The organism is Mameliella sp. CS4 (assembly GCF_019392335.1).
Lineage (GTDB): Bacteria > Pseudomonadota > Alphaproteobacteria > Rhodobacterales > Rhodobacteraceae > Antarctobacter.
The window spans coordinates 1-26,166 of record NZ_JAHXRQ010000017.1; the positions used below are offsets into that span (position 1 = coordinate 1).

Consider the following 26,166-nt stretch of genomic DNA (forward strand, 5'->3'; position numbering starts at 1 on the left):
TGCTCCGCCCAGAACCCCTCCGGGTCCGACACCGAGGCCGCGTACATCTCGTCATACCGCGACGCGTCGACGTGGGCCTTGGCCGCCAGTTCCGCCGAGGGCGGATAGACGGGGGTGGCTGTCTCAGGTGTGGTCTGTTCGGTCATGAAGGAGCTCCCTCTCCGTTTGATCCGGCGGCACGCCATTCCCTGGCGTCACCGCGTTCAAGCCGGACAATACCTGAAACGGAAAAGAAATAAATTATGTTAGCATTATGAGTGATTTAGCTGTAAAGTGTTTTCATGGAAGTTCTGAAAAGCGTAAACAAATTTGCCCGTAAGCCGCTAAGCCCCTTGTTTTAATGATGCCTGGGTCAGCACCTTGTAAGGGGTTCTGCGCGCAAACTGTGCATCTTGTGGTTGTTGGGCCTGGCGGGGGCGGGTGTGACAAAAGGATGCGGTATGCCGCTGTATACGGGCTGTTAGCGCTCGCCGCCGCGAATCCCTTTCCGCCAAGCCCCTTGAACAGTCGAGGCATTCGTCTAACCTCCCCGCGAGGCGGAGAATACCGCTGGACACAAAGGGGAGGATGATATGTCCAACATCACTGCAAAACTGCTGGCGACGACCATTGCCGCGACCCTGGCCACACAGGCCGCCGCGACGGAATGGAATGTCTCGACCTGGGGGTCGCGCCGCGCCTTCACCGAGCATCTGCACAAGATCGCCGAGCTGGTTTCGGAAAAGACCGACGGCGAGTTCACCATGAACATCTCCTACGGGGGGCTGTCGAAAAACCGCGAGAACCTCGACGGCATTTCTATCGGGGCCTTCGAGATGGCGCAGTTCTGCGCCGGCTACCATCCGGACAAGAACCGCGCGATCACCGTGCTGGAGCTGCCTTTCCTCGGCGTGTCCACGCTGGAAGAGGAAGTGGCCGTCAGCCACGCGATCTATGCCCACCCGGCCGTGGCCAAGGAAATGGCGCAGTGGAACGCCAAGATGCTGATGACCTCGCCGATGCCGCAATACAACCTTGTCGGCACCGGCGAGCCGCGCGACGAGCTGTCGGAATTCGATGGCATGCGGGTGCGCGCCACGGGCGGTCTGGGCAAGGCCTTTTCTGCCGTGGGCGGCGTACCGACCAGCGTGACCTCGTCGGAGGCCTACCAGGCAATGGACTCCGGTGTTGTCGATACCGTGGCCTTTGCCCAGCACGCCCACCTGTCCTTTGGCACCATCAACAAGGCGGACTGGTGGACGGCCAACCTGAACCCTGGCACCGTCAACTGTCCCATCGTCGTCAATATCGACGCCTACGAGGCGCTGCCCGATGACCAGCGGCAGGCACTGGACGACTCCGTGGACGAGGCGATTGCCTATTACCTCGAAAACTACGGCAAGCTGTTGAAACGCTGGGACGAGGTGCTGACCGAAAAGAATGTCGAGAAGGTGATGATCTCGGACGACGAGCTGGCCAAGTTCCGCGAGGTGGCAGCCAAGCCGATCCATGACGCCTGGATCAAGGACATGAGCGCGCAGGGTCTGCCGGCGCAAGAGCTTTATGACCTGGTGTTCTCGACCCTCGAAGAGGCGCGCGCCTCCAACTGAGGCAGATCCATCGCCCCGGCCATTGCGCCGGGGCCTCTGGCCGGATCCGGGTGATCCGGTATGAGGTTCCGATGCGGGGCCGGGGCTTGCGTTTCTCCGGACAAGAGAGGTGAGCGATGGCGGGACAAGCCTCCGTCCTCGAAGACGACAGCCTGCTGTCGCAACTGGACCGCGTGCTGGCGCGGGTCGAATGGGGTATGGCGCTGGTCTCCGGCGTCGGAGCCTTTGCGCTGATGTGCCTGGCGGTGATTTCCGTCTCGGGGCGAAACTTCTTCAACGAGCCACTGCGCGGTTACGTGGACTGGATCGAAGCGGCGATGCCTTTCATCGCGATCTTCGGCATTTCCTACGTGCAGCGGGCTGGCGGCCATATCCGCATGGACATCGTGGTGGGCGCCTTGAAGGGGCGGATGCTCTGGATTGCCGAGTTCATCACGACCTTGCTGATCCTCGTGCTGATGGTGCTACTGGTCTGGGGCACCTGGTCGCATTTCAACCGCAGTTTCGATTTCGGCGCCCCGAACTGGAGCCGTGACAGCTCGATCGATATCGGGTTGCCAATCTGGCCTGCAAAACTGGTGGTGCCGGTGGCCTTTGCGGTGATCTCGCTGCGGCTGGTGCTGCAACTGGTGGCCTACGGGCGGGCCATCGTCCTGGGGCTGAGCGAACCCGTGGCGGTGCCGCTGGTAATGTCCGCGGCGGAACAGGCGGCGGCCGAGGCCGACCAGGTACAGGGGCACGATACATGACGTCGATAGAAATTGGCCTCTGGGTCACCGGCGGGCTGCTGGTCATGGTGGTCCTGGGGATGCGCGTGGCCTTTGCCGCCGCGTTTGCCGGGCTGGTTGGGCTGATCTGGATATTCTGGTCGAAAAAGGGCTACGACGCGGACGAATTTGGCTGGGCCCTGACAGTGGCGGTCAAGACCGCGGGCCAGGTGCCGCACGGCAAGGTGGCGTCACAGGCGCTGAGCCTGATCCCCACCTTCATCCTGATCGGCTATCTCGCCTATTACGCCGGGCTGACACGGGCCCTGTTCGAGGCCGCGAAACGCTGGATCGCCTGGGTCCCGGGCGGGCTGGCCGTCTCGACCGTCTTTGCCACGGCCGGCTTTGCCGCCGTGTCCGGGGCATCCGTGGCGACGGCGGCGGTCTTTGCCCGCATCGCCATCCCCGAGATGCTGAAGGTGGGCTATGACAAACGTTTTGCGGCGGGGGTCGTGGCGGCAGGCGGCACGCTGGCCTCTCTGATCCCGCCTTCGGCGATCCTGGTCATCTACGCGATCATCGTCGAACAGGACGTGGGCAAACTGCTGCTGGCGGGGTTCATCCCGGGCATGTTCTCGGCACTGGTCTATGCGCTGTTGATCATCGGGCTGGCGCTGACCATCAAGGGCTTTGGCCCCCCGGTCAGAGGCTTCACCTGGCGTGAGCGGCTGGTCAGCCTGCCGCCGGCCCTGCCCATCGTGGCCGTGGTCGTGATCATCATCTTCTTCGTCTACAACCCCTTCGGCGGAGACAGCTGGGGGACGCCGACCGAGGGCGGGGCCATCGGCGCTTTCATCGTCTTCCTGATGGCGCTCTGGCGCGGCATGCGCCTGCGCGAGCTGAAGGACGCGCTGGTCGAGACCGCCAAGCTCTCGATCATGATCTTCACGATCATCTGGGGGGTGCTGATCTACGTCCGTTTCCTGGGCTTCGCGGACCTGCCCTCGGCCTTTTCCGACTGGCTGACCGCCTTGCCCTATTCGCCGATGCTGATCCTGATCTGCATCCTTCTGGCCTACGCGGTGCTGGGGATGTTCATGGACGCCATCGGGATGCTGCTCTTGACGTTGCCGGTGGTCTATCCGGCGGTCATGGCGCTGAACGGCGGGCCGTTTGTCAGTGCCGAAGAGGCGACATTCGGCATGTCGGGGCCGATGTGCGCAATCTGGTTCGGTATCCTGGTGGTCAAGATGGCCGAGTTCTGCCTGATCACGCCGCCCATCGGGCTCAACTGTTTCGTGGTGGCGGGCGTGCGTCCGGAACTGTCGGTGCAGGACGTGTTCCGCGGAGTGACGCCCTTCTTCGTGGCCGATGCGATCACCATCGCCTTGCTGGTCGCCTTTCCGGGGATCGTGCTCTGGCTGCCATCTTTGGCCGGATGACGGCGATCGACATGGAAAGGCCGCGCCACTGGCGCGGCCTTTCTACTGTATGCCGCGCGGCTCACGCGGCCTTTTTCAGTTCCGCCCGCGTCGCCCGCGCCAGCCGGCGGATCCCTTCGGCAAGCATCTCTGGCGGGTTCAGGGTAAAGTTCAGCCGGATCGCGCGGCGGTCCTGACCCATCGGGTCAAAGACGCTGGAGGGCGAGACGCAGACACCGTGATCCAGCCCGGTCTTCATCAAGCGGTCGGTGTCCAAAGCCGGATCGCGCGCCACCGCCCAGACAAACATCCCGCCCTCGGGAACCTGCCAGGTGAAAAGGTCCGACAGATCCGCCTGCATCGCCGCACATAGCGCGTCGCGCCGGGCACGGTAGAGATCGAGAATGCCCGGGAGCAACTGTTCCGGCAGACCGCGTTCCATCGCTTCCAGAGCCACGCGCTGGCACAGCCCGCTGGTGAACATGTCAGAGCCCTGTTTGGCGGTGGTCATGGCGGCGATCACCTCTGGCGCGGCGATGACCCAGCCGACCCGCAGCCCCGGGGCCAGCTGTTTCGAGAAGGTGCCAAGGTAGATCACCGGCCCGTCGTAGACCTCGGCGCCATTGGCCGAAAGCTCCAGCATCCGGGGCAGGGGCGCGCCGTCGTAGTAGAGGTGGCCGTAGGGATCGTCCTCGACCAGCCAACAGCCTGTGGTCTCGGCCGCCGCCACCAGCGCGTGGCGCTGATCCTCTGGCACCAGCCGCCCGGACGGGTTCGAGAAATTCGGGACGGTATAGGCGAACTGTGCGCCGGTCATGGCGGCCCCCGCGTCGAAGTCGTTGGCCTCCATCACCATAGGGCGATACTGCGGCGCGCGCGGCTTCCAGGCGTCGATGGCGCCGAGGTAGGCCGGGGACTGCGCCGCGATGGTCTGTCCGGGGTCGAGAAAGGCCTTGCCCAGCAGGTCCAGCCCCTGCATCCCGCCGGTTGTGATCAGCACGTTGTCCCGGGTCAGCCGGAGCGCGCCGTGGCTGAACTCTGCCGCGATGCGATCCCGCAGGTCGGGCAGCCCGTCGATGGGCGAATACCCCAGGACCTCGGAGGTGTGCTCGGTCACGACGCGGCCCGCGAAATCCGACAGATCCGAGACCGGCCAGGTCGATGGATCCGGCAGCCCGCCCGCCAGGTTCACGAGGTCGGGAATCTGTCCGGCGGCCAGAAAGGTCTGGGTCACGTCGTTCGTGTCGTTCAGCCAGCGGGCAAAGGGCGCGCGTCCGGGCATGGGCTTTCTCCGGTCAGACAAAGAGCAATTACGCGGTCCCCTAACATGCTTTGGTTAACGGGCGCCAACCGTCTGTCGATCAGGGGCGATCGCCTATTTCCGGAAAATCGGAAATACAGCTTGCTGGACGATCTATATTTCCGTATTTCCGGAAATATGAAAACGGAATCGCTCAACGCCCTTGCCGCTCTTGCCCATAGCCGTCGTCTGGACGTGTTTCGCCTGTTGATGCGGCGTTTCCCGGATGCCGTTCCCGCCGGGGAGATCGCTTTGGCGCTGGCGCTTGCGCCATCGACGCTTTCGGCGGCGCTGTCACACTTGCGTAGTGCGGGGCTTGTAACCCAGTCCCGGCACGGGACCTCACTGCTATACGCCGCCGATACCGAGGGCGCGGGGCGGCTCTTGACCTTTCTCTGGGCGGATTGCTGCCGTGGCCGCCCGGATCTTTGCCTGCCAACATTCCTGACGGAGAGCGACATGGCTGATCGCACCTACAACGTCCTGTTCATCTGTACCGGCAACTCCGCCCGGTCGATCTTTGCCGAAACCCTGTTGCGCGACTTTGCCGGGGATCGGTTCCGGGCCTTCTCGGCGGGGACCAATCCCTATAGCGAGCTGAACCCCCAGGCGCTGCAGGTGTTGCGGGACAAGGGGCATGACGTGTCCGACCTGCGGGCCAAGAACGTGTCGGAATTCCAGGGCGCCGACGCGCCGCAAATGGATTTCGTCTTTACCGTCTGTGACCGGGCGGCGAACGAGGATTGTCCGCCCTGGCCGGGCCAACCGATGACCGGCCACTGGGGCCAGCCGGACCCGGTCAAGGCGACAGGCACCGAGGCCGAAAGACAGTTGGCCTTTCAACAGGTCTATGGCGCCCTGAAAAACCGCATCCAGTCCTTCACGGCACTGCCCATCGCCACGCTCGACCGCGAGAGCCTGCAGATCCGGATCGACGACATCGCAAGAACGGAAGACTTCGCATGACCACTTACGCCATCAACGGGCTGGGCCGCATCGGCAAGCTGATCGTGAAACCCATGTTGGAGGCCGGCGACAGCATCGCCTTTCTCAACGACGCGGTGGGCGACCCGGCGATGCATGCGCACCTGCTGGAATTCGACACGGTGCATGGCCGCTGGAATGCCGAATTCAGCGCGGATGCGGACAGCATCACCATCGACGGCACGCGCATCCCGGTTTTCGGCACGCGCGACTTGGCGGACCTGCCGCTGGACGGCGTCGATGTGGTCATCGACTGCACAGGCTATTTCAAGACCGCCGAGCGGATTGCGCCTTATTTCGAACGGGGTGTGAAAAAGGTTGTCGTATCGGCCCCGGTCAAGGACGGCGGTGCGGTGAACATCGTCTACGGCGTCAATGACGGCATCTACGACGCGGCCAGGCACAGGATCGTCACGGCGGCCTCCTGCACCACCAATTGTCTTGCGCCGGTGGTCAAGGTCATCCACGAAAACCTGGGGATCAAGCATGGCTCGATCACCACGATCCACGACGTGACCAACACCCAGACCATCGTGGACCGACCCGCCAAGGACCTGCGCCGCGCGCGCTCGGCGCTCAATTCGCTGATCCCCACGACAACCGGCAGTGCCACGGCGATCACGCTGATCTATCCCGAACTCAAGGGCCGGTTGAACGGTCACGCGGTGCGGGTGCCGCTGCTGAACGCCTCGCTGACCGACTGCGTCTTCGAGGTGGAGCGCGAAACGACGGTCGAAGAGGTCAATGCCCTCTTCAAGGCCGCCGCCGAAGGCGAGCTGAAGGACATCCTTGGCTACGAGGAGCGCCCATTGGTCTCGACCGACTATACCAATGACCCGCGCAGCTCGATCGTGGATGCGCCCTCGACAATGGTGGTCAACGGCACGCAGGTTAAGATCTACGCCTGGTATGATAATGAATGGGGCTATGCGCATCGGCTGGTGGACGTGGCCCATATGGTTGGCGCGTCGCTCTAGCAACGGAGGGGGCCGCAGATGCGCCTTATAGCCTTCGCCCTTTTGCCCGTTCTTGGCGCACCGGCCGTGGCGGAACAGGGAGCCGATGAAAACATCGGTCCCGCCGTCTTTGTCCCCGCCGGAGGCGTGAATTCCGGCGGCAGGGGCTTTCTCGGACAAGCCGGATGGACAGGGGCCATGCCCCGGGGCGGTTCCCTCTACGAGGCACAGGCAACTGCGGACGGTGCCCTTGGCCCGCGACCGATTTCCGGGATGGTCGAAACCTGCGGAATCGATCCCGAGCGGAATGTATTGGTCTGCAGCATCCTGGCGGCTGGTACCCGCTATCTTGTGGCCGATGACGACACCAGCGATCCGGACCTGTTGATGCAACTGGTCATGCAGCCTGAATGGACCTCCGTCACGGCAACCGTCGATGTGCTGGACGAAGTCGGGGTGACGGCCAAGGCGAACCTGCTGGACTTGGAGGTGCGTGCGCCGGACGAATACACGCGGCTGGTGGAGGTGCTGCATGGCACCTGGACCGATGTTTCGCGGCCTGGGTCCGGGTTGCAATTCGACGATACGCAGCTTGCTGAAATCCTTCAGGGCGTTCCGGTCCGAAAGGGTAGCTTTGACATCCTTTCCGAATGCCAGGACCTTCCCGGACCGCATCTGAGCGTCGTTTTCGACGATGGCGATCAGCTGTGCTGGGTGATCCTTGATCAAACCTCTGACCGCTTGCGTCTTCGCCGAGCCGGAGACGGAACAGACGTCATTTACGAGAAACGCTGACCACATGACCGACACCACCGACAGCCGACAACAGGGACTTGCCGCTTATGTTGCCGTAACCGCGGCCTATTGGGCCTTCATGCTGACCGACGGGGCGTTGCGGATGCTGGTGCTGCTGCATTTCCACACGCTGGGCTTTTCGCCGGTGCAGCTGGCCTACCTGTTCCTGCTCTACGAGATCGCGGGTATTGTCACCAACCTCTCGGCGGGATGGATCGCGGCGCGCTTTGGCCTGACCTCGACACTTTATGCGGGCCTGTCGCTGCAAGTCATTGCACTCTTGGCGCTGGCCCAGCTGGACCCGGGGTGGAGCCTGACGGCCTCGGTCGTCTTCGTCATGGCGGTGCAGGGCCTGTCCGGCGTGGCCAAGGACCTGTCCAAGATGTCGGCCAAATCGGCGGTCAAGCTGCTGGCGCCAAGCGGGCAGGGCGGGCTGTTCCGTTGGGTGGCCGTTCTGACCGGATCCAAGAACGCGATCAAGGGGTTGGGCTTTCTGACCGGCGCGGCGCTCTTGGCGGTGTTCGGCTTTGTCCCGGCGGTGCTGGGCATGGCGGCAGTCTTGGGCGCGGTTCTGCTGGCGGTGGCGTTGCGAATGCCCCCGGGCCTGCCCACCGGCAAGAAAGGCGCCAAGTTCAAAGAGGTCTTTTCCAAGGATCGCAACGTGAACTGGCTGTCCGCTGCCCGTGTTTTCCTGTTCGGCGCGCGCGATGTCTGGTTCGTTGTCGGCATCCCGGTCTATTTCTACGCGGTACTGTCGGACGGCAGCGAAGCGGGCAACCGCATCGCCTTTTTCACCATCGGCAGCTTCATGGCGGTCTGGACGATCCTTTACGGCGCGGTGCAGGCCTATGCGCCCAAGGCCCTGCGCGCCGCCTCGCGCCCGGCGGCAGAGATGGTGGGCGCGGCACGCGGCTGGGCCTTGTCGCTGACGGTGGTTCCTGCTGTGCTGGCGGTCCTGGTGCTGGCAACTGGTGACCCGGCGCCCTGGCTGACGGCAACGATCATTGCCGGGCTCCTGGTGTTCGGCGCGCTTTTCGCGGTCAACAGTTCGCTGCATTCCTACCTGATCCTGGCCTTTTCCAAGGGCGAGCGGGTGACGATGGACGTGGGTTTTTACTACATGGCCAATGCGACAGGTCGCCTGCTGGGCACGCTCTTGTCGGGGCTCAGTTACCAGGCCGGTGGCCTGCCTCTGTGTCTTGGGACGGCGGCGGTCATGGTGGCGCTCAGCGCACTGGGCGCGGCCCGGCTGCGCGCCGAATGATCCTGCAGGCGCTTGTCGGTCAGGTGGGTCAGGCGACCCGCAAAGGTGACAACTGCCGCCGCGACGAGATCCGGGGCAGGGGCATCTCACGGATCAGCCGGTCACAGCCGTTCAGCGCCAGGTATTCGTCGTAGTTGTCGAACGCTGCGCATAGTCGACAAAGCTCTCTGTCGGGACCCCGTTGGCTAGGATGACCTCATGTGCGTCCAGCTCGATGTGCCAATAGGTGAAATGTGGCGGCGCCTCGGAGGTGCGCATCATCCTGATGGCAGAATGATCGATCAGGGCCGAGGCATTGACCAGCCTCCCGTCCAGCACCAGCCCATGATCCGGCGAGACATAAAGATCGCGGTCCGGCAAGCCGCCGCCAAGGGCGCCGGCTGTAATGCGGATGGGCAGCCGCCCGATGGGTTTGTTCACCGCCTGTGGGCGGACCTCCATCCGGGCCAGCCAGCGCAGCGGCAGGGCGCGCCCATCGGAGGCAAGGATCAGGTCGCCATGCGCCAGCGTCTCGATCCGGCGGGGGCCGTCGGGCGTGGCGATGCGGGTTCCGGTCAGGAAACAGTTGTAGACATTGGCGTTGTCGCCGGTCTGGGTAATGGCCTGCGTCACGGCGGACAGGGTCAATGCCGACAGATCCTCCTGCGCGGAATCGAAAGGAATATAATATTCCCCCAACCCGTTGGTGAAGATCGCATAGTAGTTGCCACCGATGTTGATCGTGTAGCCGGAATACCCCGTCGTGATCAGCCCGTAGTAGTCGAGCGAGTCAATGTTGTCGTCATTGTTCGCGTCGTTCACGGTGGTCACAGAGGGGTGTAGACAAAGCCTGTCAACGGGGACAGGGTCGTGCCCGTATCGGTTGCGGTAAAGGTCAAGACGCCGTCTGCTGCAAGGTCTGCCATTTTCGGTCCCTTTCGTTCAGGGACTGATTTTTTTTAGTCCCTTTTTGCTCAGGGACAGGTTAGGTCAGGAAAGAAATCTGGCATAGGAATTTACCCCAATGAATTAAGGGGGTTATGATGCAATTTTTTGGAAATTGTGTTTGACGGTGTAACAGCCCTCGCCGCAGCCGCAGCCGCAACCGAATGGCCGGGGCGGCATCATGACTTGGGCGGCAGGGTGTCCAGGAGGCGATCCAGCCCAGCCTCGAAATCGGCCAGCGCATCGCCCAGGCGCCGTTCCAGTTCCTCCTGATAGGCCTTGGCCAGCGGCAACAGCTCTGCCATCAGCGCGTGGCCCTTGTCGGTCAGGGCAAGACGCACCAACCGCCTGTCGCCCGCATCGGCAGCCTTTTCGATATAGCCTGCGGCCTCCAGCCGGCTGGCCGCGCGGCTGACTTTGCTTTTCTCCATCGCCACGCGGGCCTCGATGTCGCGGACAGAGACGGTGCTGCGTCCGTCCAGCGGCTGGGCCAGGTGGACCAGTACCCGCCATTCCGGGATCGAGATGCCAAAGCGTTCGCGATACTGGCGGGCCAGTGCCTCTGAAGTCTTTTCGGCTGCAACCGCCAGGCGGTAGGGGGTAAAACCTGCTAGGTCGAACTCTGGCAAGGGGGTGGTCATCGCGGGGTCCCGTATCAGTCTGGGCGCAGTGTAGCCTCGTCCTCGTTGCAGGTGCAATGAGGGCGCTTGCCCGGCTGGCCGGTCTGCGGGACTAGAGTACAGCGGCCAGGGCCAGCCAGCCCGCCGTCTCACTGGCAAGCTGCGCGGCCCCCAGCACGTCGCCGGTCTGCCCACCCAGCAGCCTGCGCGCCCGCCAGGCAACCCAGGCCGCAGCCAGTGCCATCGCGGCCAGCACCGGCAGGGCGGCCATGCCGACGACCAGTGCGGCACATAGCGCCAGCAGACCGCCCGGCAGCCATGCCCGCCAGGGCAGGGTGTCCCTTGCGGTGGCGGCCATCTGCCCCAGCCCGTCGCGCCGGGCTGGCGGCATGAGATCCAGCAGGACCAGCATCGCGAGGCGGCTGGTCAGGCTGACCAGCAGCAATGCGCCCCAGGCGGTCACAGGCAGTGCGCTCAGCGCCGAAGCCCCCAGCCCGGCGGCAAGGATCAGCGCGATCACGCCATAGCTGCCGACACGGCTGTCCCGCATGATCTCCAGCCGATGCGCCCGGTCGCGCCCGCCCATGCCGTCCGCGAAATCGGCGAACCCGTCATGGTGCAGCCCGCCCGTCAGACTTGCCAGAACGGCCAGCGCGGCGAAACCGGCGGCCAAAGGCGGAAGCTCCAGCGCCTGTGCGCCAGCCAGCACCGCCCAGGCCACAAACCCCAGCGGCAAACCCACCAGCGGAAAGCTCCACCGCGCCTGCGCCAGTGTCGGAGCGGGATCGGCCAGCCGACCCATCGGCAGACGGGTCAGCATCATCATCCCCAGCCGCAGCTCGTCGATGCGGCGGCGCAGGCTCATGCGTCCGAGACACCCGCTTCGGCAAAGGTTGCCATGCCGTTGTGGCAAGCCAGAGCGCCCTTGACGATCCCAAGCGCCAGCGCCGCGCCAGAGCCTTCGCCAAGTGCCATGCCAAGGTCCAGCAGCGGCGGTTTCTCCATCGCATCGGCAAGGCGCCGATGGCCCGGTTCCCGGCTCATATGGGCGATCAGGCAGTGCGCCAGAAGGTCGGGCGAAGTGGCGTAGAGCGGCGAAACCGCAGCGGTGCAGATGAACCCGTCCAACAGCACGGGGATGCGCGCCATGCGCGCCGCCAGAACCGCCCCGCAAAGCGCCGCCTGTTCGCGTCCGCCAAGGGCGGCAAGGCGCATCATGGGCGCCAGCGCGCCGTGTTTCTCGACCGCTGTTGTCACGACGCGCGCCTTGAGGCTCATGCCGTCCGCGTCCGATCCAGTGCCCGGGCCGACCCAGTCCGGTGCGCTGCCGCCAAAGGCCGCAAGGGCCAGCGCCGCGGCAATTGTCGAGTTGCCGATGCCCATTTCGCCCAGCAGCAGGATATCGGCGCCGGTGTCTACCGCCGCCGCGCCCCTCTGCAGCGCATCAAGGCATTCTTCCTCGTCCATCGCCATATCGGTCGTGAAATCCCGCGTCGGCCGGTCGAGGTCCAGCGCGATCACGTCCAGTTCGGCGCCCGTGGTCTTGCACAGCTGGTTGATCGCCGCGCCACCGGCGGCAAAGTTCGCCACCATCTGCGCCGTCACTTCCTGCGGAAAGGGGTTCACGCCCTGCGCGCAGACCCCGTGGTTGCCCGCAAAGACCAGGGCCTGCGCGCGCGTGATTTCCGGGTGATCGGTGCCGCGCCAACCGGCCATGAAACCGGCCAGGTCTTCCAGACGGCCCAGCGAGCCCGGCGGTTTCGTCAACTGCATCTGGCGTGCCATCGCGGCCTCGGACGCGGCATTGTCGAAACCGGGAAGATCAAGAGAGGTCACCGCGTCCAGCGACGCAAGGGGCAGGGTGCTCATGCAGGTTTGACTTTCAGTGGATGGCCCGCGACGCAGAACCAAAGCTCGTCGCAGGCATGTGCTATGCGTTGATTGACCAGCCCCGCCGCGTCGCGAAAGGCGCGGGCCAGGGTGTTTTCGGGGACGATCCCGGCACCGACTTCGTTGGTGACGAAGATCACTGGCGCGGATTGCGCGGGCAGGGCCTCGGCCAGCGCCTCGACCGCCGCTTGCCAGTCCTCATCGGCCAGCATCAGGTTCGTCAGCCAGAGCGTCAGACAGTCGACCAGCCGGGGCGCCGTGCCATCGGTGTCCCGAAGGGCGCCCAGCAGGTCGCGCGGGGCTTCGACGGTCCGCCAGTCCGCATCGCGGCGAGCCTGGTGAAGCGCGATGCGATCCGCCATTTCGCCATCATGGGCCTGAGCAGTGGCGATGTAGATCGCGGGCCGCCCGAGATCCAGCGTCATGCGCTCTGCAAGGCTGCTCTTGCCAGAGCGTGCGCCACCCGTGATGAGGATCGACTTTCCCATGCGGTCGTGACAAAGCATGTTCCGATCTGGTTGAAAAGCCCCGAAATGACGCTGCCCGACGCCTCTGAACTGCTGTTGATTCGACATGCGCCCGCGCTGCATGACGGGCGTTTGTGCGGGCGCATGGATGTGCCGGCAGAGCTGGGTGAGGCGGCGGTGTGGGAACCTCTGCAGGTCCTGGTGTCGGGGGTCGATCACAGGGTGGTCAGCCCCGCGCTGCGCTGCCGCCAGACGGCGCAGGCACTTTGGCCCGGGGCGGAACTGGAACAGGATCCACGCCTGTGGGAACAGGATTTCGGCGCGCATGACGGGCTTCGGTTCGACGAGATCCCGGACATAGGCGCGCTGTCGGCCGCAGAGTTGGCCGAACACCGCCCGCCGGGCGGCGAAAGCTTTGCCGACATGGTGGCACGCGTGCGGCCCGCCCTGGAGGACCTAGCGGAAAGAGCGAGGCAGGGCGGGCCGGTTGCCGTCGTGGCCCATGCCGGGACGGTGCGCGCGGGCCTTGCGCTGGCGCTGGGCGTGGTGCCGCCGGCACTGGGGTTCGAGGTGGCGCCCTGGTCTGTGACACGCCTGCGCGCCTATCCCGGCGGGCTTTTGGTGATCTCCACCAACTGGCGTCCGATCTAGCCCTATGGTCTTTGTCGCGGGGCATTTCGGCGAGTGGCTGCAGGGGCGGCTGGGGCCTGACGGGCCTGTTGCCCTGGTGACGCTGGCCTGCCCGGACTGGGGTGTCCGGGTGGTGCGGCGGGGCGCTGGGGCCTTGCGCGTTTCCGGCACGCCTGAAGTGCTGGCGCCGGAGATGGTACAAGGGTTCTTGGCAACGCTTGGCGCGACGCTCGCGGGCGAGGTCACGATCACACCCGATTTCCCGCCCGGGGGCGGCGCGGGTATGTCGACCGCGTCCCTGGTTGCGCTGGCCCGCCTTGCCGGGATCGAGGGGGAACCTGTTGCACGGGCCTGCCTGCAGGTCGAGGGAGCCAGCGACCCCCTGATGTGGCCGGGGGCTGACCGCCTGCTCTGGGCCTCGCGACGGGCAGAGGTGCTGGACCATGTCGGTCCGGTGCCCCCATGCGAGATACTTGGCGGGTTCCGGGGCGCCCCGGAACGGACCGATCCCGCCGACATGCGGTTTCCCGACATCTCCGATCTGGTCACCGACTGGTCGGGCGCCGGTTTGGCGGCCAGGGCCGCGCTGGCAAGCGAGTCCGCCCGTCGCTGTACGGCGCTGCGCGGTCCCTCGGACGACCCGACCGAGGCATTGGCAAAGGATCTGGGCGCGCTGGGCCATGCCCGTGCCCATACCGGCCCCGCCCGCGCCTTGATCTTTGCCCCCGGAACCCTGCCGGACGAGGCCGAGGCCCGCCTGCAGGCGGCGGGCTATGCCGGGGTTTTTCGGTTCATGACGGGAGAGGCGGAATGATCTTTGCGCAGGTCATGCTGATCGGCCTGCTGCTGGATGTGGCAATGGGCTGGCCCTCGGCGCTGTTTCGGCGCCTGTCGCATCCGGTGGTCTGGATCGGCGCCTTGATCTCGGCGCTTGAGGTGCGGCTGAACAAGGGGGGGGCACGGTGGCGCCTGGCCACGGGCACCCTGACCGTTGCTCTGGTCCTGCTGGTATCGGTGCTTCCTGCCGTTCTGGTGACGCTTGTTCTGGGCAAGGGCTGGGCCGCGCTTCTGGTGCTGGGCGTCCTGGCCTGGCCGCTGATCGCGGTGCGTTCGATGTACGACCACGTGGCCGCCGTCCGTGATCCGCTGGCTGCCGGGGACCTGCGCGGCGCACGCCATGCCCTGTCGATGATCGTGGGCCGTGACCCCAGTACGCTCGACGGCGCCGGGATCAGCCGCGCAGCCCTGGAAAGCCTGGCCGAGAACACCTCGGACGGGATCGTCGCGCCGCTGGTCTGGGGCGTGGTGGCGGGGTTGCCGGGGATCGTGGCCTACAAGGCGATCAACACGATGGATTCCATGATCGGCCACCGTAACGATCGCTACGAGCATTTCGGAAAGGCCGCCGCCCGTCTGGACGACCTGGTGAACCTTGTGCCCGCGCGTCTGACGTCATTGATTTTTGCCTTGGCATCCGGTGTGTTGCGGCGTTCTTTTCAAGTCGTCTTTCAAGACGCGGCGCGCCACCGGTCGCCCAATGCGGGCTGGCCCGAAGCTGCGCTGGCGGGCGGGCTGGGTGTGCGCCTGTCCGGGCCGCGCATCTACGGTGACCGCGTCGCGCAGGAACCCTGGGTCAACGAAGGCGCCGCCGACCCGGAGGCGCGCGACATCTCCCGGGGCCTTGCGCTTTATGTCAGGGCGATGTTTCTCTGCGGCGCGGTCCTTGTCGGGCTGGCAATACTCTAGGGGACGAGATGCGCGATCACGGCGGCGATCTGGACCGGGCCAAGGCCCGCTTTGGCGAAGGCGACTGGCTGGACCTGTCGACGGGGATCAATGCGGTGCCCTATCCCCTGCCAGAACTGCCGCCACATGCCTGGACTGCCCTGCCCACGCGGGCGGAAATCGCGGCTTTGGAGGCAGTGGCGCGGACCAGCTACCGGGCCGGTGGCGACACGGATTGTGTCGCCCTCGCGGGCGCGCAGGCGGCGATCCAGCTGGTGCCACGGCTGGGCACCGGGCGCGAGGCACGGGTGGTTGGACCCACCTACAACGAACATGCGGGCGCGCTGACGGCGCAGGGCTGGTCCGTGACCCAGGTCGCGGATGTGGACGGCCTGAAGGGCGCCCAGCTTGGCGTCGTGGTCAATCCGAACAACCCGGACGGGCGGTTCTGGACACCCGAAGAGCTGACGGACCTGGCGCAGGACGTCGGCCTGTTGGTGGTGGACGAAAGCTTTGCCGACCCGGCGCCGGAATACTCGATCCTCCCCTTTCTCGACAGTGCGCCCGAGGGGGCGCTGATCCTCGTGTTGCGGTCATTCGGAAAATTCTACGGGCTCGCCGGGATGCGGCTGGGGTTTGCCCTTGGCCCGACGGCATTGGTTGGGGAAATGCGGCGGCTGGCGGGCCCCTGGGCGGTCAACGGGCCGGCGATCGCCACCGGGTGCACGGCGCTGGCGGATGGCGACTGGCAGGCAGAGACCATTGCGCGTCTGTCCCGCGACGCGGTGCGCATGGATGCGCTGGCCGAGGCGGCGGGCTGGTCCCCCGTCGGGGGCACGGTCTTGTTCCGGACCTATGAAACGGGCGATGCCCTTGCCGCGCAGGAGCGGTTGGCACGGGCGCTGATATGGACCCGCGTCTTTCCCTATTCGACGGGCTGGCTGCGGCTGGGACTGCCGGGAACAGAGGCGGATTGGACGCATCTGGAGGCAGCGCTGAAGGGCTGATGGCCCTCAGCGCGCGGCGGCAAGGATGCCGTCGACGTCCAGATGTGCCTCCAGGTGATCGGCCAGAGCCTCCAGCGTCGTTTCGACTGTCGCATCATAGGACGCGCTTGCCTCGACACCAAAGCCATCCAGCCAGGCGGCGCGAAAGCCGTCGTCTCGGAACATGCCGTGCAGGTAGCTGCCCATGACCCGGCCATCGGTGCTGATCGCACCTTCGGGACTGTCCCCGACAAAGGCGAAAGGGCGGGCGCGGTCCGCGCCGTCGCTGCGCCCGATGTGGATTTCGTAACCGTGGAACGCCGTGTCTGTGGCGGCATGGCGGGCAGTGACCTCGGTCAGGGACTTGTCCGGGGTCATGACCGTGTCGATGTTTAGCAGGCCAAGACCGGGATCGCGCCCCGCCGGCCCCTCAATGCCCTGGGGGTCATCGACCACACGGCCCAGCATCTGGTAGCCGCCACAGATCCCCAGCACCCGCCCGCCACGCCGATGATGCGCCATCAGGTCGATATCCCAGCCCTGTTCACGCAGAAAGGCAAGGTCGCCCCGGGTGGACTTGCTGCCGGGCAGGATCACCAGATCGGCATCCCCCGGGATCGCTTCGCCGCGTCGCAGCATGGTCAGCCGCACGCCCGGTTCCTGGGCCAGCGGGTCGAGATCGTCGAAATTCGCCATGCGCGACAGGCACAGACAGACAACGTGCAGCCCCTCGGTGCGTTGGGGCGTGCCGATGTCCAGCGCGTCCTCGGCAGGCAGGCGCCAAGCTTCGGGGAACCAGGGGGCGACACCAAGCCCACGCCAGCCGGTGCGCTCTTCGATCAGCTTGTAACCGTCGTCGAAAAGACGAGGATCGCCCCGAAACTTGTTGATAAGAAACCCGGAAATGCGACCGGCATCATCGCTCGGTAGGATTGCCTGGGTCCCGACGATCTGGGCGATCACGCCGCCCCGGTCGATGTCGCCGGCGAGGATCACCGGCACATCCGCCGCCTGTGAAAAGCCCATGTTGGCAATGTCGCCCTTGCGCAGGTTCACCTCTGCCGGACTGCCTGCGCCCTCGACGATCACCAGGTCATGCGCGGCCTTGAGGCGGTTGAAACTTTCAATAACGGAACCAAGGAGTTGCGGCTTTAACTTCGCGTAATCCCGGGCCTTGGCGGTGGTCAGCCGCTTGCCCTGCACGACGACCTGCGCGCCCACATCCGTTTCCGGCTTCAACAGGACCGGGTTCATGTCCGTGTGCAGGGGCAGACCGCAGGCCAGGGCCTGCAGCGCCTGTGCCCGCCCGATCTCGCCCCCGTCAGAGGTCACGGCGGCATTGTTGGACATGTTCTGCGGCTTGAACGGGGCCACGGACAGACCGCGCCGCAGCGCCGCGCGGCAAAGGCCCGCCACCAGCATGGACTTGCCCACGTTGGACCCGGTGCCCTGGATCATCACCGCGCGGCTCATGGCGCGATCCCCAGCCGGTCAGGCAGGTCCCTGCGGCTGCGCGCGTCGAAAAGAAAGGTCTGCCATCCACGTCGGGCGGCAGAGGCCAGGTTTTCCCGGTTGTCGTCGATCAAAAGCAGGTTTTGCGGCATCAGCCCCGACCAGCGTTCGATCTGTCCGAAGAAACCCGGATCCGGCTTGGCCACACCCATCGTCCCGGAGGCGAATATCGTCTCAACATGCACCGACAACCCCATGACATACATGATGTAATCCGCGCGAGGGGCCGGGTTGTTGGTGCCGATCACGGCGCGCGCGGGACTGCGCGCCAGCCAGTCGATTACCTCAGCGTCGGGCCGGTCTTCGGCCTGCAGCCAATGGTCCAGCAGGGCCTCTGCGCTGACATCCGTGTCCTGCGTGGCCAGCCAGTCGGCCAGCGCCTGTTCCAGAGGCAGGGCGCCGCGCAACACGCGTGCGGCCTGTCCGGGCTGGTTCAGAAAGCTGCGAAAGGCGCGCGGCGACAGACCCAGTGTCCTGTCCAGGTCGGCAACCCATCCGAAGGGGTGGCCGGGCGGTTCGGCGTTCAGGACACCGTCGAAATCCCAGACGACAAGCTCGGCGGTCATTGTGGGTAGATCAGGGCGGTGGCGACATAGCCCGCCGGCAAGGGCACCGTCGGTGGGGTTTCCAGCCCCTGCGCCACGTGATCCGGCAGGAGGTGCGTATGCGGCCCCTCGGGAGAGGCGCCATCGGGCGGCGGGATCTCGGCGTCGATGTCCAGCCGCAGGCAGGGTGTTTCGATCACCCGAACCGGGGCGGCGTCCCGCAGGGCGAGGCCGCTGCGCGACAGGTGATCCGGCCAGGCTGCGCCCTGGCTGCGGGCCAGCCGCGCGGCCAGCGCCTTGTCACATCGCACGGTGAACCGCGCGGCGCGGCTGCCCAGGCCCAGGTCGAAGCGGGCGCCAGCGGCATTGCGCGGCAAGAGCGCGTCACCGTCCGGACCCAGCAGGGTCAAGGACCGGGCAGGGGCGCGCAGGGCACGACCGACGGGCACCGCAAGGGCGATCAGTGTCGGTGCCTCGGGGCGGTCGATTTCGAAGGCGGTGAGATAGCGCGTGGCCTCCAGCCGCAGCGCGGCGTTTTCCAGCCGCAGGCTCAGCACGCCGTCGCCGATCTGTGCCGTGCATTCTGTCCCCGGCAGGCGCGACACCTCGCCCGAGGCGCCCCAGATGCCTGCCACAAGTCGCGCGCCCTCGTCGCCGATGCGGCGGGCGGTCTCTGCCAGGAGGGTGTCGCCCTGCCAGGACAGGCGCCGCGTCTTTAGCCCCATGCTGGCGGCACGGGCGGGCAAGGCGGCCCAGACGCCGGCGCGGAATTCGTCCGAGGCGCTGCCCCAGCTTGCGATCTCGTCCAGGCTGCGGGCGCAGCCGGTGCACAGGTCCGAGCTCTCGTCGATCACGCAGCGGGCCACGCAGGGGCTGGCCGGGGGCAGGCGGGTCATGCGGCTCATGGGCCTAGAACTCCACGCCTTTCTGCGCCTTCACGCCGTCGCGGAAGGGGTGTTTGAGCAGCTCCATCTCTGTCACCAGGTCGGCGGCCTCGATCAACTCGGGCTTGGCATTGCGCCCCGTCAGGCAGACATGGGTCATGGCCGGCTTCTGGTGCAGCAGGAAGTCCACCACCTCGTCGATGTCGATGTAGTCATAGCGGAGCGCGATGTTGATCTCGTCCAGGAGGACGAACTGGATCTCGGGGTCAAGGATCTGTTCCTTGGCGATCTTCCAGCCGTTCTGAGCGGCGGCGATGTCGCGGTCGCGGTCCTGCGTTTCCCAGGTAAAGCCCTCACCCGACACGAAAAAGCGGCACTCATCGGCAAAGCGTTCGCGCAGAAAAGTCTTTTCGCCGGTGTCCCAGTTGCCCTTGATGAACTGCACCACGGCGCAGGGCATCCCATGTGCGATGCAGCGCATGATCATGCCGAATCCCGCCGAGCTCTTGCCCTTGCCCTTGCCGGTGTGGACCATGATGAGACCTTTTTCTTCGGTCTTGGTCTTCATCATTTCGTCGCGGGCGGCCTTGATGCGGCGCATCTTTTCATTGTGGCGGGTGGTGATCTCGTCCATTGCGCGCTCCGTTGATCGATTCAGGCAGGAATTGCATCCGTGTCGCGCCCCGTCAACGTGCTTCGCGATTGACATGTCCGCCCGTCTGTCGCACCACCACCGTCACGATGGTTCCCCGGGACATCCGGGGAGGACAACAGGGAACGCGGTGAAACCCCGCGGCTGCCCCCGCAACTGTAAGCGGTGAGCGCCCTCGCAACGTGCCACTGGCCCCAAAGGCCGGGAAGGCGCGGGGGTGCCGCGACCCGCGAGCCAGGAGACCTGCCATCCCACGTGCAACTTTTGAACCCGGGCGGGGTGCCCCGGAGGAGGTCAGGAATGGATCAAGATACACAGCAGAGAGCGGCCCGCGCGCCGGTTGAGCTGCTGGTTTGCGTCAAGTGCCGGCGCGGCGAAGAGGTGCCTGAGGGCGGCGTACGCCCCGGACAGCGCCTGCACGATGCGCTGGCCGCGCGCGAGATGCCCGAGGGGGTCACGCTGACGCCGGTGGACTGCCTGCAGAATTGCGATTTCGGCTGTTCCGTCGCCATGCGCGGTGGGCCGGAACGCTGGACCTATGTCTACGGAAACCTTCACGAAGCGTCGCATCCGGACCTGCTGGCCGAGGGCATGGCGCTTTATCATGCCGCCCAGGACGGGGTGATCCCGTGGCGGGCGCGGCCCGAACATTTCAAACGCAATTGCATCGCGCGCATCCCGCCCGAACAGACCAGAGCGCCGGAAAAGGACAAGACATGACCGATCTCGCCAAGCTTCCCGTCACCGTCATCACCGGCTTCCTCGGCTCGGGCAAGACGACACTGATCACCCACCTGATGCAGAACCCCGGCGGCAAGCGTCTGGCGGTCGTCGTCAACGAATTCGGCGACGTAGGTGTCGATGGCGAGATCCTCAAGGGCTGTGCCATCCCCGATTGCCCGGCGGAAAACATCATGGAACTGGCCAATGGCTGTATCTGCTGCACCGTGGCCGATGACTTCATCCCGACGATCGAGGCGCTGATGGCGCTGGAGCCGCGCCCCGATCACATCCTGATCGAAACCAGCGGGCTTGCCCTGCCGAAACCGCTGCTCAAGGCCTTTGACTGGCCCGATATCCGCTCGAAGATCACCGTCGATGGCGTGATCGCCCTGGCCGATGCCGAGGCCGTGGCCTCGGGGCGATTTGCGCCCGACGTGGCCAAGGTCGATGCGCAGCGCCTGGCGGACGATTCGCTCGATCACGAAACGCCCCTGTCAGAGGTTTTCGAGGATCAGATCTCTTGCGCGGACATCATCCTGCTGACCAAGCCGGATCTTGCAGGCCCCGAGGGTGTGGCCAAGGCCAAGGAGATCATCGCCGCCGAGGCGCCGCGCCCGCTGCCGGTGATCGAGGTGGCCGAGGGCGCGGTGGACCCGCGCGTGATCCTGGGGCTGGAAGCCGCGGCAGAGGACGACATGGACGCCCGGCCCAGCCACCACGACGGCCACGACGACCACGAGCACGACGATTTCGAATCCATCGTGGTGGAGATCCCCGAGGTCGCGGAGCCGGGCGAGCTGGTGGCGCGGATCGAGGAACTGGCCAACAGCCAGAACATCCTGCGGGTCAAGGGCTATGCCAGTGTCACCGGCAAACCGATGCGCCTGCTGGTGCAGGCGGTGGGCGCACGGGTGCGGCATCAGTACGACCGTCCGTGGAAGGCGGGTGAGACCCGTCGGGGCCGGCTGGTCGTGATCGCCGAGCATGACGACGTTCGCCCCGAGGCGATCCAGGCCGTGCTGGGTGTGGCCACGGAGGCGGCAGAGTAGGGCGGGGGTCCCCCGCCGCGCCGGAGCGGTGCCATGCACGTCATCTTTCGCGAAAGCCACGGACTCGAAGAAAGCGAGACCCCGACCGACCTGGCGCAAAGCCCGGCGGATCTTGTCGTGCTGTCCTTCTCGGATTCCGATCTTGGCGCCTTTGCCGCGGGATGGGAGCGGGGCGGCGGGCGCGAAGGACGGCTGCCCTCTTTGCGGCTGGCCAATATCGCAGCGCTGAAACACCCGCTGTCGGTCGACACCTATGTCGAACAGACGCTGGAGGGGGCAAAGGGCATCCTGATCCGTCTGATCGGCGGTGTGCCCTACTGGTCCTACGGCATCCAGCAGATCCGGGCGCTGGCACAGGCAAAGGGGATTGCGCTGGCGGTGCTGCCTGCCGACGGGCGGGAGGACAGGCGGCTCGACGAGGTCTCGACCCTGCCGGTCTCGACCCTGCGGCGGCTGGCGCATCTCTGTGACGCCGGCGGTGCGGTGGCGGCCCAGGCGGCGCTGGCGCAGATGGCCTTGGCGGCCGGGCTCTACGCCGGGCCGGTGCGGGGCGCCAAGGGGCTGCCCCCGGTGGGCGGCTGGCTGCCGGAACACGGGGTCTGTTGCCCGGTCCTGGCGGCGGTGCGGAATGGCGAGGCCGGAGGGGGGCTGTCGGCCCCCCGCTTGCCTGCGGCAAGCCCCCCCGAGAGTATTTTTGCAGAGAAGAAGCCGCGACCGCTGGTCTGCCTGGTCTTCTACCGCTCTTACCTGGTGTCGGCGGATATGGCGCCGATGGAGGCGCTTTGTGCCGCGTTGCGGGCGCGTGGGTTCGAGGTGATGGGGCTGTTCGCACCTTCGCTGAAGGCGCCGGGAGCCTCGGGCTGGCTGGCGCGGCAGGTGGCGCATCTGGCGCCCGTGGCCATCGTCAATGCGACGGCCTTTTCCGGACGCGGAGCCGAGGGCGCCTCGCCGCTGGATGCGAGCGGCGTGCCGGTTTTCCAGGTGGCGCTGGCCACCTCGACCCGGGCGGCCTGGGCCGAGGCGGAACGGGGATTGTCCCCCGCCGACCTGGCCATGCATGTGGTCCTTCCGGAGGTGGACGGGCGGCTGTTTGCCGGGGCCGTGTCCTTCAAGGAGCCGCAGGCGCGCGATCCGGACCTGCAGTTCGCCCGCATGGCGCATGCCGCGGATGCGGCGCAGGTGGCGGCCGTGGCCGACCGTGTCGCGCGCTGGACCGGTCTGGCGGCGATGCCTGCGGCGGAGCGGCGGATGGCATTGGTGCTGTCGACCTATCCGGGGCGCGACTGGAACCTGGCCCATGCGGTGGGGTTGGATGCGCTGGCCTCGGCGCAGGCCATCCTGGAGGACCTGTGCGCGGTGGGACATATCGTTGAGGCGGGGGTCTCCGCCGACGATCTTGGGGCGGCGCGGCTGTTCTGGCCGCTGGAGGACTACAAGGCCGCGCTGGCGTGTCTTCCCGAGGTGTTGCAAAAGGATCTGGCGACGGCCTGGGGCGCGCCGGAAGCGGACCCGGATTTTGCCGACGGCGGCTTTTCCTTCCGCGTCCTGGACCGGGGCGGGGCGCTGGTTGCCCTGCAGCCGGAACGTGGCACACCCGAGACGCGCGACGACGAGTATCACGATCTCGCCCGTGTGCCGCGCCATGCCTATGTGGCTTTCTACCTCTGGCTTCAGGGCCGCACCGATGCGCTGATCCACATCGGGGCGCATGGCACGCTGGAATGGCTGCCGGGCAAATCGGTTGCGCTGTCCCGGGCCTGCTGGCCCGAGGCTTTGACCGGCGGGATGCCGGTGATTTATCCCTTTATCGTCAACGATCCCGGTGAGGCGGCGCAGGCCAAGCGGCGCATCGGGGCGGTGACGCTGGGCCATGTGCCGCCTCCGCTGCGCGAAGCCGCTGTGCCGGACCGGCTGGCACGCTTGGAAACCCTGCTGGACGAGTTTTCCAATGCCGACGGGTTGGACCCGAAGCGCCGCGACCGGCTGATGCAGGACATCCGGGCAGAGGCGCAGGCGGTTGGTGTCGAAGGGGATCTTGGCCTTGAGACCAGCGCCAGCACCGCCGAGGCGATCACCCGGATCGACCGGTTCGTCTGCGACGTGAAGGAAAGTCAGTTCGGCGATGGTCTGCATGTCTGGGGACGGGCGCCTGCGGCGGCGGGCGGGTTCGATGCGGCGGACTCGGTGGCGGCGGAACGCCGTGCACTGATCGACGCGCTGAATGGCAAGCGGATCGCGGCGGGGCCGTCGGGATCGCCCTACCGGGGCCGGACGGACGTTCTGCCCACGGGGCGCAACCTGTTTACCACCGACCCGCGGTCCGTGCCGACGCGCAGCGCCTATGCCCAGGGCGTCAAGCTGGGTGAGGAACTGGTCCGCCGGCACCTGCAGGACGAGGGCGACTGGCCGCGTGGGGTGATCGTGGATCTTTGGGGCTCGGCCACCATGCGGACGGCGGGCGAGGAATTCGCCATGGCGTTGCATCTGTTGGGGGTGCGCCCGGTCTGGGACGCGGGCAGCGAGCGGGTGAGCGGGATCGAGGTGATCCCGATCACCGAACTTGACCGGCCCCGGATCGACGTCACGCTGCGGGTCTCGGGCCTGTTCCGCGATGTCTTTCCGACGCTTTCGGTGCTGTTTGGGCAAGCGGTCAAGGCGCTTTCCGAACGCGACGAAGCGCGCGACTGGAATCCCTTCGTCGGGCAGGCGGGCGCACGTGTCTTTGGCCCGGCTCCGGGGTCTTTTGGCCTGGGGATCGGGGCGCAGATCGGCGATTATTCCCAAGGGTCGAGGCAGGCGGCGGGAGAGGCCTGGCTCTCGGCCTCGGCCTGGGCCTATGACAGCGGCGCGGGTGAAAAGGATGCAGCGGGCCTGCGCGAAAGGGTGCGCGCGGCAGAGGCATTCGTGCATCTTCAGGACCTGCCGGAAACGGATCTCTTGCTGGCAGAGGATTATGCCAGCCACGAGGCAGGCTTTTCCGCAGCCCAGGGCGTGACCGGCGGCAAGGCCGCGCTTTATCACATGGACAATACCGATCCGTCGCGGCCGCGCGCGCGCGGGCTGACCGAGGAAATCGCCCGCGTGGTCCAGGCGCGGGCGGCCAATCCGGCCTGGCTGGCGGGGATGCAGCGGCACGGGTTCCGGGGCGCGGCAGAAATCGCCGCAACGCTGGAGAACATGGCTGCCTTTGCGCAACTGGCGGACGTGGTGCCGGGGCATCTCTTTGACCTCTACTACGACGCGACGCTGGGCGATGAGGCGGTGACAGACTTCCTTGAGCAAGCGAACCCCGAGGCGCTGGCCGCCATGCGAGCTCGGTTCGCGGCACTGCACGCGGCGGGCCTCTGGCAGACGCGGCGCAATTCGATCCTCGCGGCACTGGAGGCGGCGGAATGAGCGCGCCCGAGATCAAGGGATGGTGTCCCGGCGCATATCGCCCGATGCGCTCCGGTGATGGGCTTGTGGTGCGGGTGCGCCCGCATCTGGCGCGGCTGGACGCGGATCAGGCGCGCGGGCTGGCCGATATTGCCGAACGGCTGGGCAGTGGGGTGATCGAGGTGACCGCGCGGGCCAACCTGCAACTGCGCGGGGTTACGGACGAAGGCTTCCCCCAAGTTATCGCACGGTTGGACGCGCTGGGACTCTTGCCCGGCAATGCCGAGAGTGAGGCGCGGCGCAACGTGATCCTTGACCCCTTTGACGAGGACCGGGCCGAACGACTGACCGAGGCGCTGTATCAGGGGCTGGAGGCGGCGCGCTTTGCGGCTTTGCCGGGGAAATTCGGCTTTGTGGTCGATCCCGGATCTGCGCGGCGGCTGGAGGGGATCAGCGGGGATATCCGGATCGAACCGGCGGAGGGTGGTTTGATCCTCCGGGCCGACGGCTGCGCAACCGGGCGACCCGTGGACGAAGCCGAGGCCGTGCCGCTGGCGCTGGACCTGGCGGCCTGGTTCCTTGACAGCGGCGGCGTCGGGCATGACGGACGCGGGCGTATGGCGCGGCACATCGCGGCGGGCGCGGACCTGCCCGACCATTTCTGCGGCGATGCCATCCCGTGCGCCGCAGTCCCGGCCCCCGAGCCGGGACCTCTCACCGGCGGGCTCTGCGTGGCCGCTCCCTTTGGCCTCTTCACCGCGCAGGCCCTGCGCCACCTCGCCGAAACCGCCCCGGACCTCCGCGTGACGCCCTTCCGGATGCTCTACCTGCCCGGTGTCGCGGCACTGGACCCGCAGGCCGACCTCGTCACCGACCCGCGCGATCCGATCCGCCGGGTCGAGGCCTGCACCGGCGCGCCCGGCTGCCCGCAGGCCAGCGTTGCCACCCGCGACCTGGCCCGCAGCCTTGCCCCGCATGTGCCCGACGGCCAGCGCTGGCATGTCTCGGGTTGCGCCAAGGGCTGTGCCTTTCCACGCGCCGCTGACCGCACCCTGGTGGGGCGCGACGGCGCATTCGACCTTGTCATGCCGGGGGCGCCGTGGGATGAGCCGCACCGCCGCGGGCTGACCCCTTCGGACATCAACGAACTCATCAGGCCCTGAACTCA

Annotated in this window: 25 protein-coding genes and 1 riboswitch; of the genes, 15 read left to right on the top strand and 10 right to left on the bottom strand. The window is 66.5% G+C overall.

The window, feature by feature from the left end:
• Positions 1-572: 572 nt before the first annotated feature.
• The 3 genes from KZZ07_RS18250 (at position 573) to KZZ07_RS18260 (ending at position 3,738) form a co-directional block, all read left to right on the top strand.
• A complete protein-coding gene (locus tag KZZ07_RS18250) occupies positions 573-1,589 on the top strand; it encodes a C4-dicarboxylate TRAP transporter substrate-binding protein (RefSeq protein WP_219516285.1) in 1,017 nt (338 codons plus the stop codon).
• 116 nt (positions 1,590-1,705) lie between these two features.
• The gene (locus KZZ07_RS18255) at positions 1,706-2,338 is read left to right on the top strand and encodes a TRAP transporter small permease subunit (protein WP_219516286.1); all 633 of its coding nucleotides are present in this window, start codon (positions 1,706-1,708) and stop codon (positions 2,336-2,338) included.
• Complete coding sequence (locus KZZ07_RS18260) at positions 2,335-3,738, top strand: TRAP transporter large permease (RefSeq protein ID WP_219516287.1); 1,404 nt, start codon at positions 2,335-2,337, stop codon at positions 3,736-3,738. Before KZZ07_RS18255 ends, KZZ07_RS18260 begins: the two co-directional genes overlap by 4 nt.
• Positions 3,739-3,799: 61 nt before the next feature.
• Here KZZ07_RS18260 and KZZ07_RS18265 read toward each other — a convergent pair whose 3' ends face one another.
• Positions 3,800-4,999, bottom strand: coding sequence for an aminotransferase-like domain-containing protein (locus KZZ07_RS18265; protein WP_219516288.1), 1,200 nt, complete (start codon positions 4,997-4,999; stop codon positions 3,800-3,802).
• Between the two features lie 156 nt (positions 5,000-5,155).
• Here KZZ07_RS18265 and KZZ07_RS18270 point away from each other — a divergent pair, with 156 nt between their 5' ends.
• The 4 genes from KZZ07_RS18270 to arsJ are packed head-to-tail and all read left to right on the top strand — an operon-like array spanning position 5,156 to position 9,016.
• Positions 5,156-5,983, top strand: coding sequence for an arsenate reductase/protein-tyrosine-phosphatase family protein (locus tag KZZ07_RS18270; RefSeq protein WP_219516289.1), 828 nt, complete (start codon positions 5,156-5,158; stop codon positions 5,981-5,983).
• The gene (locus KZZ07_RS18275) at positions 5,980-6,978 is read left to right on the top strand and encodes an ArsJ-associated glyceraldehyde-3-phosphate dehydrogenase (protein ID WP_219516290.1); all 999 of its coding nucleotides are present in this window, start codon (positions 5,980-5,982) and stop codon (positions 6,976-6,978) included. Before KZZ07_RS18270 ends, KZZ07_RS18275 begins: the two co-directional genes overlap by 4 nt.
• An 18-nt stretch (positions 6,979-6,996) precedes the next feature.
• The gene (locus KZZ07_RS18280; RefSeq protein WP_219516291.1) at positions 6,997-7,752 is read left to right on the top strand and encodes a hypothetical protein; all 756 of its coding nucleotides are present in this window, start codon (positions 6,997-6,999) and stop codon (positions 7,750-7,752) included.
• A gap of 4 nt (positions 7,753-7,756) precedes the next feature.
• Positions 7,757-9,016 (top strand): organoarsenical effux MFS transporter ArsJ, encoded by a 1,260-nt coding sequence (gene arsJ / locus KZZ07_RS18285; protein WP_219516293.1) that lies wholly within the window; start codon positions 7,757-7,759, stop codon positions 9,014-9,016.
• 111 nt (positions 9,017-9,127) lie between these two features.
• On the opposite strand, the gene KZZ07_RS18290 is transcribed toward arsJ, so the two are convergent.
• The 5 genes from KZZ07_RS18290 to cobU all read right to left on the bottom strand — a co-directional run bounded on the left by KZZ07_RS18290 (position 9,128) and on the right by cobU (position 12,938).
• Entirely contained in the window at positions 9,128-9,817 is a 690-nt protein-coding gene (locus KZZ07_RS18290; RefSeq protein ID WP_219516295.1) for a Hint domain-containing protein, read from the bottom strand.
• A gap of 302 nt (positions 9,818-10,119) precedes the next feature.
• Positions 10,120-10,581 carry a MarR family winged helix-turn-helix transcriptional regulator gene (locus KZZ07_RS18295; protein ID WP_219516298.1) on the bottom strand — a complete coding sequence of 154 codons (462 nt, stop codon included), beginning with the start codon at positions 10,579-10,581 and terminating at the stop codon, positions 10,120-10,122.
• A 91-nt stretch (positions 10,582-10,672) separates the two neighbouring features.
• Complete coding sequence (locus KZZ07_RS18300) at positions 10,673-11,425, bottom strand: adenosylcobinamide-GDP ribazoletransferase (RefSeq protein ID WP_219516300.1); 753 nt, start codon at positions 11,423-11,425, stop codon at positions 10,673-10,675.
• A complete protein-coding gene (cobT, locus tag KZZ07_RS18305; protein ID WP_219516302.1) occupies positions 11,422-12,429 on the bottom strand; it encodes a nicotinate-nucleotide--dimethylbenzimidazole phosphoribosyltransferase in 1,008 nt (335 codons plus the stop codon). The genes KZZ07_RS18300 and cobT overlap by 4 nt, the downstream gene beginning before the upstream one ends.
• The gene (gene cobU / locus KZZ07_RS18310) at positions 12,426-12,938 is read right to left on the bottom strand and encodes a bifunctional adenosylcobinamide kinase/adenosylcobinamide-phosphate guanylyltransferase (RefSeq protein WP_219516407.1); all 513 of its coding nucleotides are present in this window, start codon (positions 12,936-12,938) and stop codon (positions 12,426-12,428) included. Before cobU ends, cobT begins: the two co-directional genes overlap by 4 nt.
• Positions 12,939-12,983: 45 nt before the next feature.
• Between cobU and KZZ07_RS18315 the strand changes: the two genes are divergently transcribed.
• The 4 genes from KZZ07_RS18315 to cobD are packed head-to-tail and all read left to right on the top strand — an operon-like array spanning position 12,984 to position 16,279.
• The gene (locus KZZ07_RS18315) at positions 12,984-13,568 is read left to right on the top strand and encodes a histidine phosphatase family protein (protein ID WP_219516305.1); all 585 of its coding nucleotides are present in this window, start codon (positions 12,984-12,986) and stop codon (positions 13,566-13,568) included.
• Positions 13,569-13,572: 4 nt separating this feature from the next.
• Entirely contained in the window at positions 13,573-14,361 is a 789-nt protein-coding gene (locus KZZ07_RS18320) for a propanediol utilization protein (protein ID WP_219516307.1), read from the top strand.
• Positions 14,358-15,293, top strand: a complete 936-nt coding sequence (gene cbiB / locus KZZ07_RS18325; protein ID WP_219516308.1) for an adenosylcobinamide-phosphate synthase CbiB — start codon at positions 14,358-14,360, stop codon at positions 15,291-15,293. Before KZZ07_RS18320 ends, cbiB begins: the two co-directional genes overlap by 4 nt.
• Before the next feature lie 8 nt (positions 15,294-15,301).
• Positions 15,302-16,279 (top strand): threonine-phosphate decarboxylase CobD, encoded by a 978-nt coding sequence (gene cobD / locus KZZ07_RS18330; protein ID WP_219516309.1) that lies wholly within the window; start codon positions 15,302-15,304, stop codon positions 16,277-16,279.
• Between the two features lie 6 nt (positions 16,280-16,285).
• Here the strand turns inward: cobD and KZZ07_RS18335 are convergent, their stop codons facing one another.
• Genes KZZ07_RS18335 through cobO form a run of 4 tightly spaced genes read right to left on the bottom strand, consistent with a single transcriptional unit; the run spans position 16,286 to position 19,833 of the window.
• Positions 16,286-17,731, bottom strand: a complete 1,446-nt coding sequence (locus KZZ07_RS18335; RefSeq protein WP_219516310.1) for a cobyric acid synthase — start codon at positions 17,729-17,731, stop codon at positions 16,286-16,288.
• Positions 17,728-18,336, bottom strand: coding sequence for an HAD family hydrolase (locus tag KZZ07_RS18340; protein WP_219516311.1), 609 nt, complete (start codon positions 18,334-18,336; stop codon positions 17,728-17,730). Before KZZ07_RS18340 ends, KZZ07_RS18335 begins: the two co-directional genes overlap by 4 nt.
• Positions 18,333-19,220 carry a DUF1289 domain-containing protein gene (locus tag KZZ07_RS28115; protein ID WP_219516312.1) on the bottom strand — a complete coding sequence of 296 codons (888 nt, stop codon included), beginning with the start codon at positions 19,218-19,220 and terminating at the stop codon, positions 18,333-18,335. Before KZZ07_RS28115 ends, KZZ07_RS18340 begins: the two co-directional genes overlap by 4 nt.
• Before the next feature lie 4 nt (positions 19,221-19,224).
• Positions 19,225-19,833 carry a cob(I)yrinic acid a,c-diamide adenosyltransferase gene (cobO, locus tag KZZ07_RS18350; protein WP_219516313.1) on the bottom strand — a complete coding sequence of 203 codons (609 nt, stop codon included), beginning with the start codon at positions 19,831-19,833 and terminating at the stop codon, positions 19,225-19,227.
• A 91-nt stretch (positions 19,834-19,924) separates the two neighbouring features.
• Positions 19,925-20,116: riboswitch (cobalamin riboswitch) on the top strand.
• 35 nt (positions 20,117-20,151) lie between these two features.
• Here cobO and KZZ07_RS18355 point away from each other — a divergent pair.
• The 4 genes from KZZ07_RS18355 to cobG are packed head-to-tail and all read left to right on the top strand — an operon-like array spanning position 20,152 to position 26,161.
• Positions 20,152-20,571, top strand: a complete 420-nt coding sequence (locus tag KZZ07_RS18355) for a DUF1636 family protein (protein ID WP_219516314.1) — start codon at positions 20,152-20,154, stop codon at positions 20,569-20,571.
• Positions 20,568-21,623 carry a cobalamin biosynthesis protein CobW gene (gene cobW, locus KZZ07_RS18360; protein WP_219516315.1) on the top strand — a complete coding sequence of 352 codons (1,056 nt, stop codon included), beginning with the start codon at positions 20,568-20,570 and terminating at the stop codon, positions 21,621-21,623. Before KZZ07_RS18355 ends, cobW begins: the two co-directional genes overlap by 4 nt.
• A gap of 33 nt (positions 21,624-21,656) precedes the next feature.
• A complete protein-coding gene (gene cobN, locus KZZ07_RS18365) occupies positions 21,657-25,019 on the top strand; it encodes a cobaltochelatase subunit CobN (protein WP_219516316.1) in 3,363 nt (1,120 codons plus the stop codon).
• Positions 25,016-26,161 carry a precorrin-3B synthase gene (cobG, locus tag KZZ07_RS18370; protein WP_219516317.1) on the top strand — a complete coding sequence of 382 codons (1,146 nt, stop codon included), beginning with the start codon at positions 25,016-25,018 and terminating at the stop codon, positions 26,159-26,161. The genes cobN and cobG overlap by 4 nt, the downstream gene beginning before the upstream one ends.
• The last annotated feature ends 5 nt before the right edge of the window (positions 26,162-26,166 follow it).

Bases quoted from the DNA above. Each gene is read 5' to 3' on its own strand.
- KZZ07_RS18250 (WP_219516285.1), top strand. From the start codon at position 573: ATGTCCAACATCACTGCAAAACTGCTGGCGACGACCATTGCCGCGACC.
- KZZ07_RS18255 (WP_219516286.1), top strand. From the start codon at position 1,706: ATGGCGGGACAAGCCTCCGTCCTCGAAGACGACAGCCTGCTGTCGCAA.
- KZZ07_RS18260 (WP_219516287.1), top strand. From the start codon at position 2,335: ATGACGTCGATAGAAATTGGCCTCTGGGTCACCGGCGGGCTGCTGGTC.
- KZZ07_RS18265 (WP_219516288.1), bottom strand. From the start codon at position 4,999: ATGCCCGGACGCGCGCCCTTTGCCCGCTGGCTGAACGACACGAACGAC.
- KZZ07_RS18270 (WP_219516289.1), top strand. From the start codon at position 5,156: ATGAAAACGGAATCGCTCAACGCCCTTGCCGCTCTTGCCCATAGCCGT.
- KZZ07_RS18275 (WP_219516290.1), top strand. From the start codon at position 5,980: ATGACCACTTACGCCATCAACGGGCTGGGCCGCATCGGCAAGCTGATC.
- KZZ07_RS18280 (WP_219516291.1), top strand. From the start codon at position 6,997: ATGCGCCTTATAGCCTTCGCCCTTTTGCCCGTTCTTGGCGCACCGGCC.
- arsJ (WP_219516293.1), top strand. From the start codon at position 7,757: ATGACCGACACCACCGACAGCCGACAACAGGGACTTGCCGCTTATGTT.
- KZZ07_RS18295 (WP_219516298.1), bottom strand. From the start codon at position 10,581: ATGACCACCCCCTTGCCAGAGTTCGACCTAGCAGGTTTTACCCCCTAC.
- KZZ07_RS18300 (WP_219516300.1), bottom strand. From the start codon at position 11,425: ATGAGCCTGCGCCGCCGCATCGACGAGCTGCGGCTGGGGATGATGATG.
- cobT (WP_219516302.1), bottom strand. From the start codon at position 12,429: ATGAGCACCCTGCCCCTTGCGTCGCTGGACGCGGTGACCTCTCTTGAT.
- cobU (WP_219516407.1), bottom strand. From the start codon at position 12,938: ATGGGAAAGTCGATCCTCATCACGGGTGGCGCACGCTCTGGCAAGAGC.
- KZZ07_RS18315 (WP_219516305.1), top strand. From the start codon at position 12,984: ATGACGCTGCCCGACGCCTCTGAACTGCTGTTGATTCGACATGCGCCC.
- KZZ07_RS18320 (WP_219516307.1), top strand. From the start codon at position 13,573: ATGGTCTTTGTCGCGGGGCATTTCGGCGAGTGGCTGCAGGGGCGGCTG.
- cbiB (WP_219516308.1), top strand. From the start codon at position 14,358: ATGATCTTTGCGCAGGTCATGCTGATCGGCCTGCTGCTGGATGTGGCA.
- cobD (WP_219516309.1), top strand. From the start codon at position 15,302: ATGCGCGATCACGGCGGCGATCTGGACCGGGCCAAGGCCCGCTTTGGC.
- KZZ07_RS18335 (WP_219516310.1), bottom strand. From the start codon at position 17,731: ATGAGCCGCGCGGTGATGATCCAGGGCACCGGGTCCAACGTGGGCAAG.
- KZZ07_RS18340 (WP_219516311.1), bottom strand. From the start codon at position 18,336: ATGACCGCCGAGCTTGTCGTCTGGGATTTCGACGGTGTCCTGAACGCC.
- KZZ07_RS28115 (WP_219516312.1), bottom strand. From the start codon at position 19,220: ATGAGCCGCATGACCCGCCTGCCCCCGGCCAGCCCCTGCGTGGCCCGC.
- cobO (WP_219516313.1), bottom strand. From the start codon at position 19,833: ATGGACGAGATCACCACCCGCCACAATGAAAAGATGCGCCGCATCAAG.
- KZZ07_RS18355 (WP_219516314.1), top strand. From the start codon at position 20,152: ATGGATCAAGATACACAGCAGAGAGCGGCCCGCGCGCCGGTTGAGCTG.
- cobW (WP_219516315.1), top strand. From the start codon at position 20,568: ATGACCGATCTCGCCAAGCTTCCCGTCACCGTCATCACCGGCTTCCTC.
- cobN (WP_219516316.1), top strand. From the start codon at position 21,657: ATGCACGTCATCTTTCGCGAAAGCCACGGACTCGAAGAAAGCGAGACC.
- cobG (WP_219516317.1), top strand. From the start codon at position 25,016: ATGAGCGCGCCCGAGATCAAGGGATGGTGTCCCGGCGCATATCGCCCG.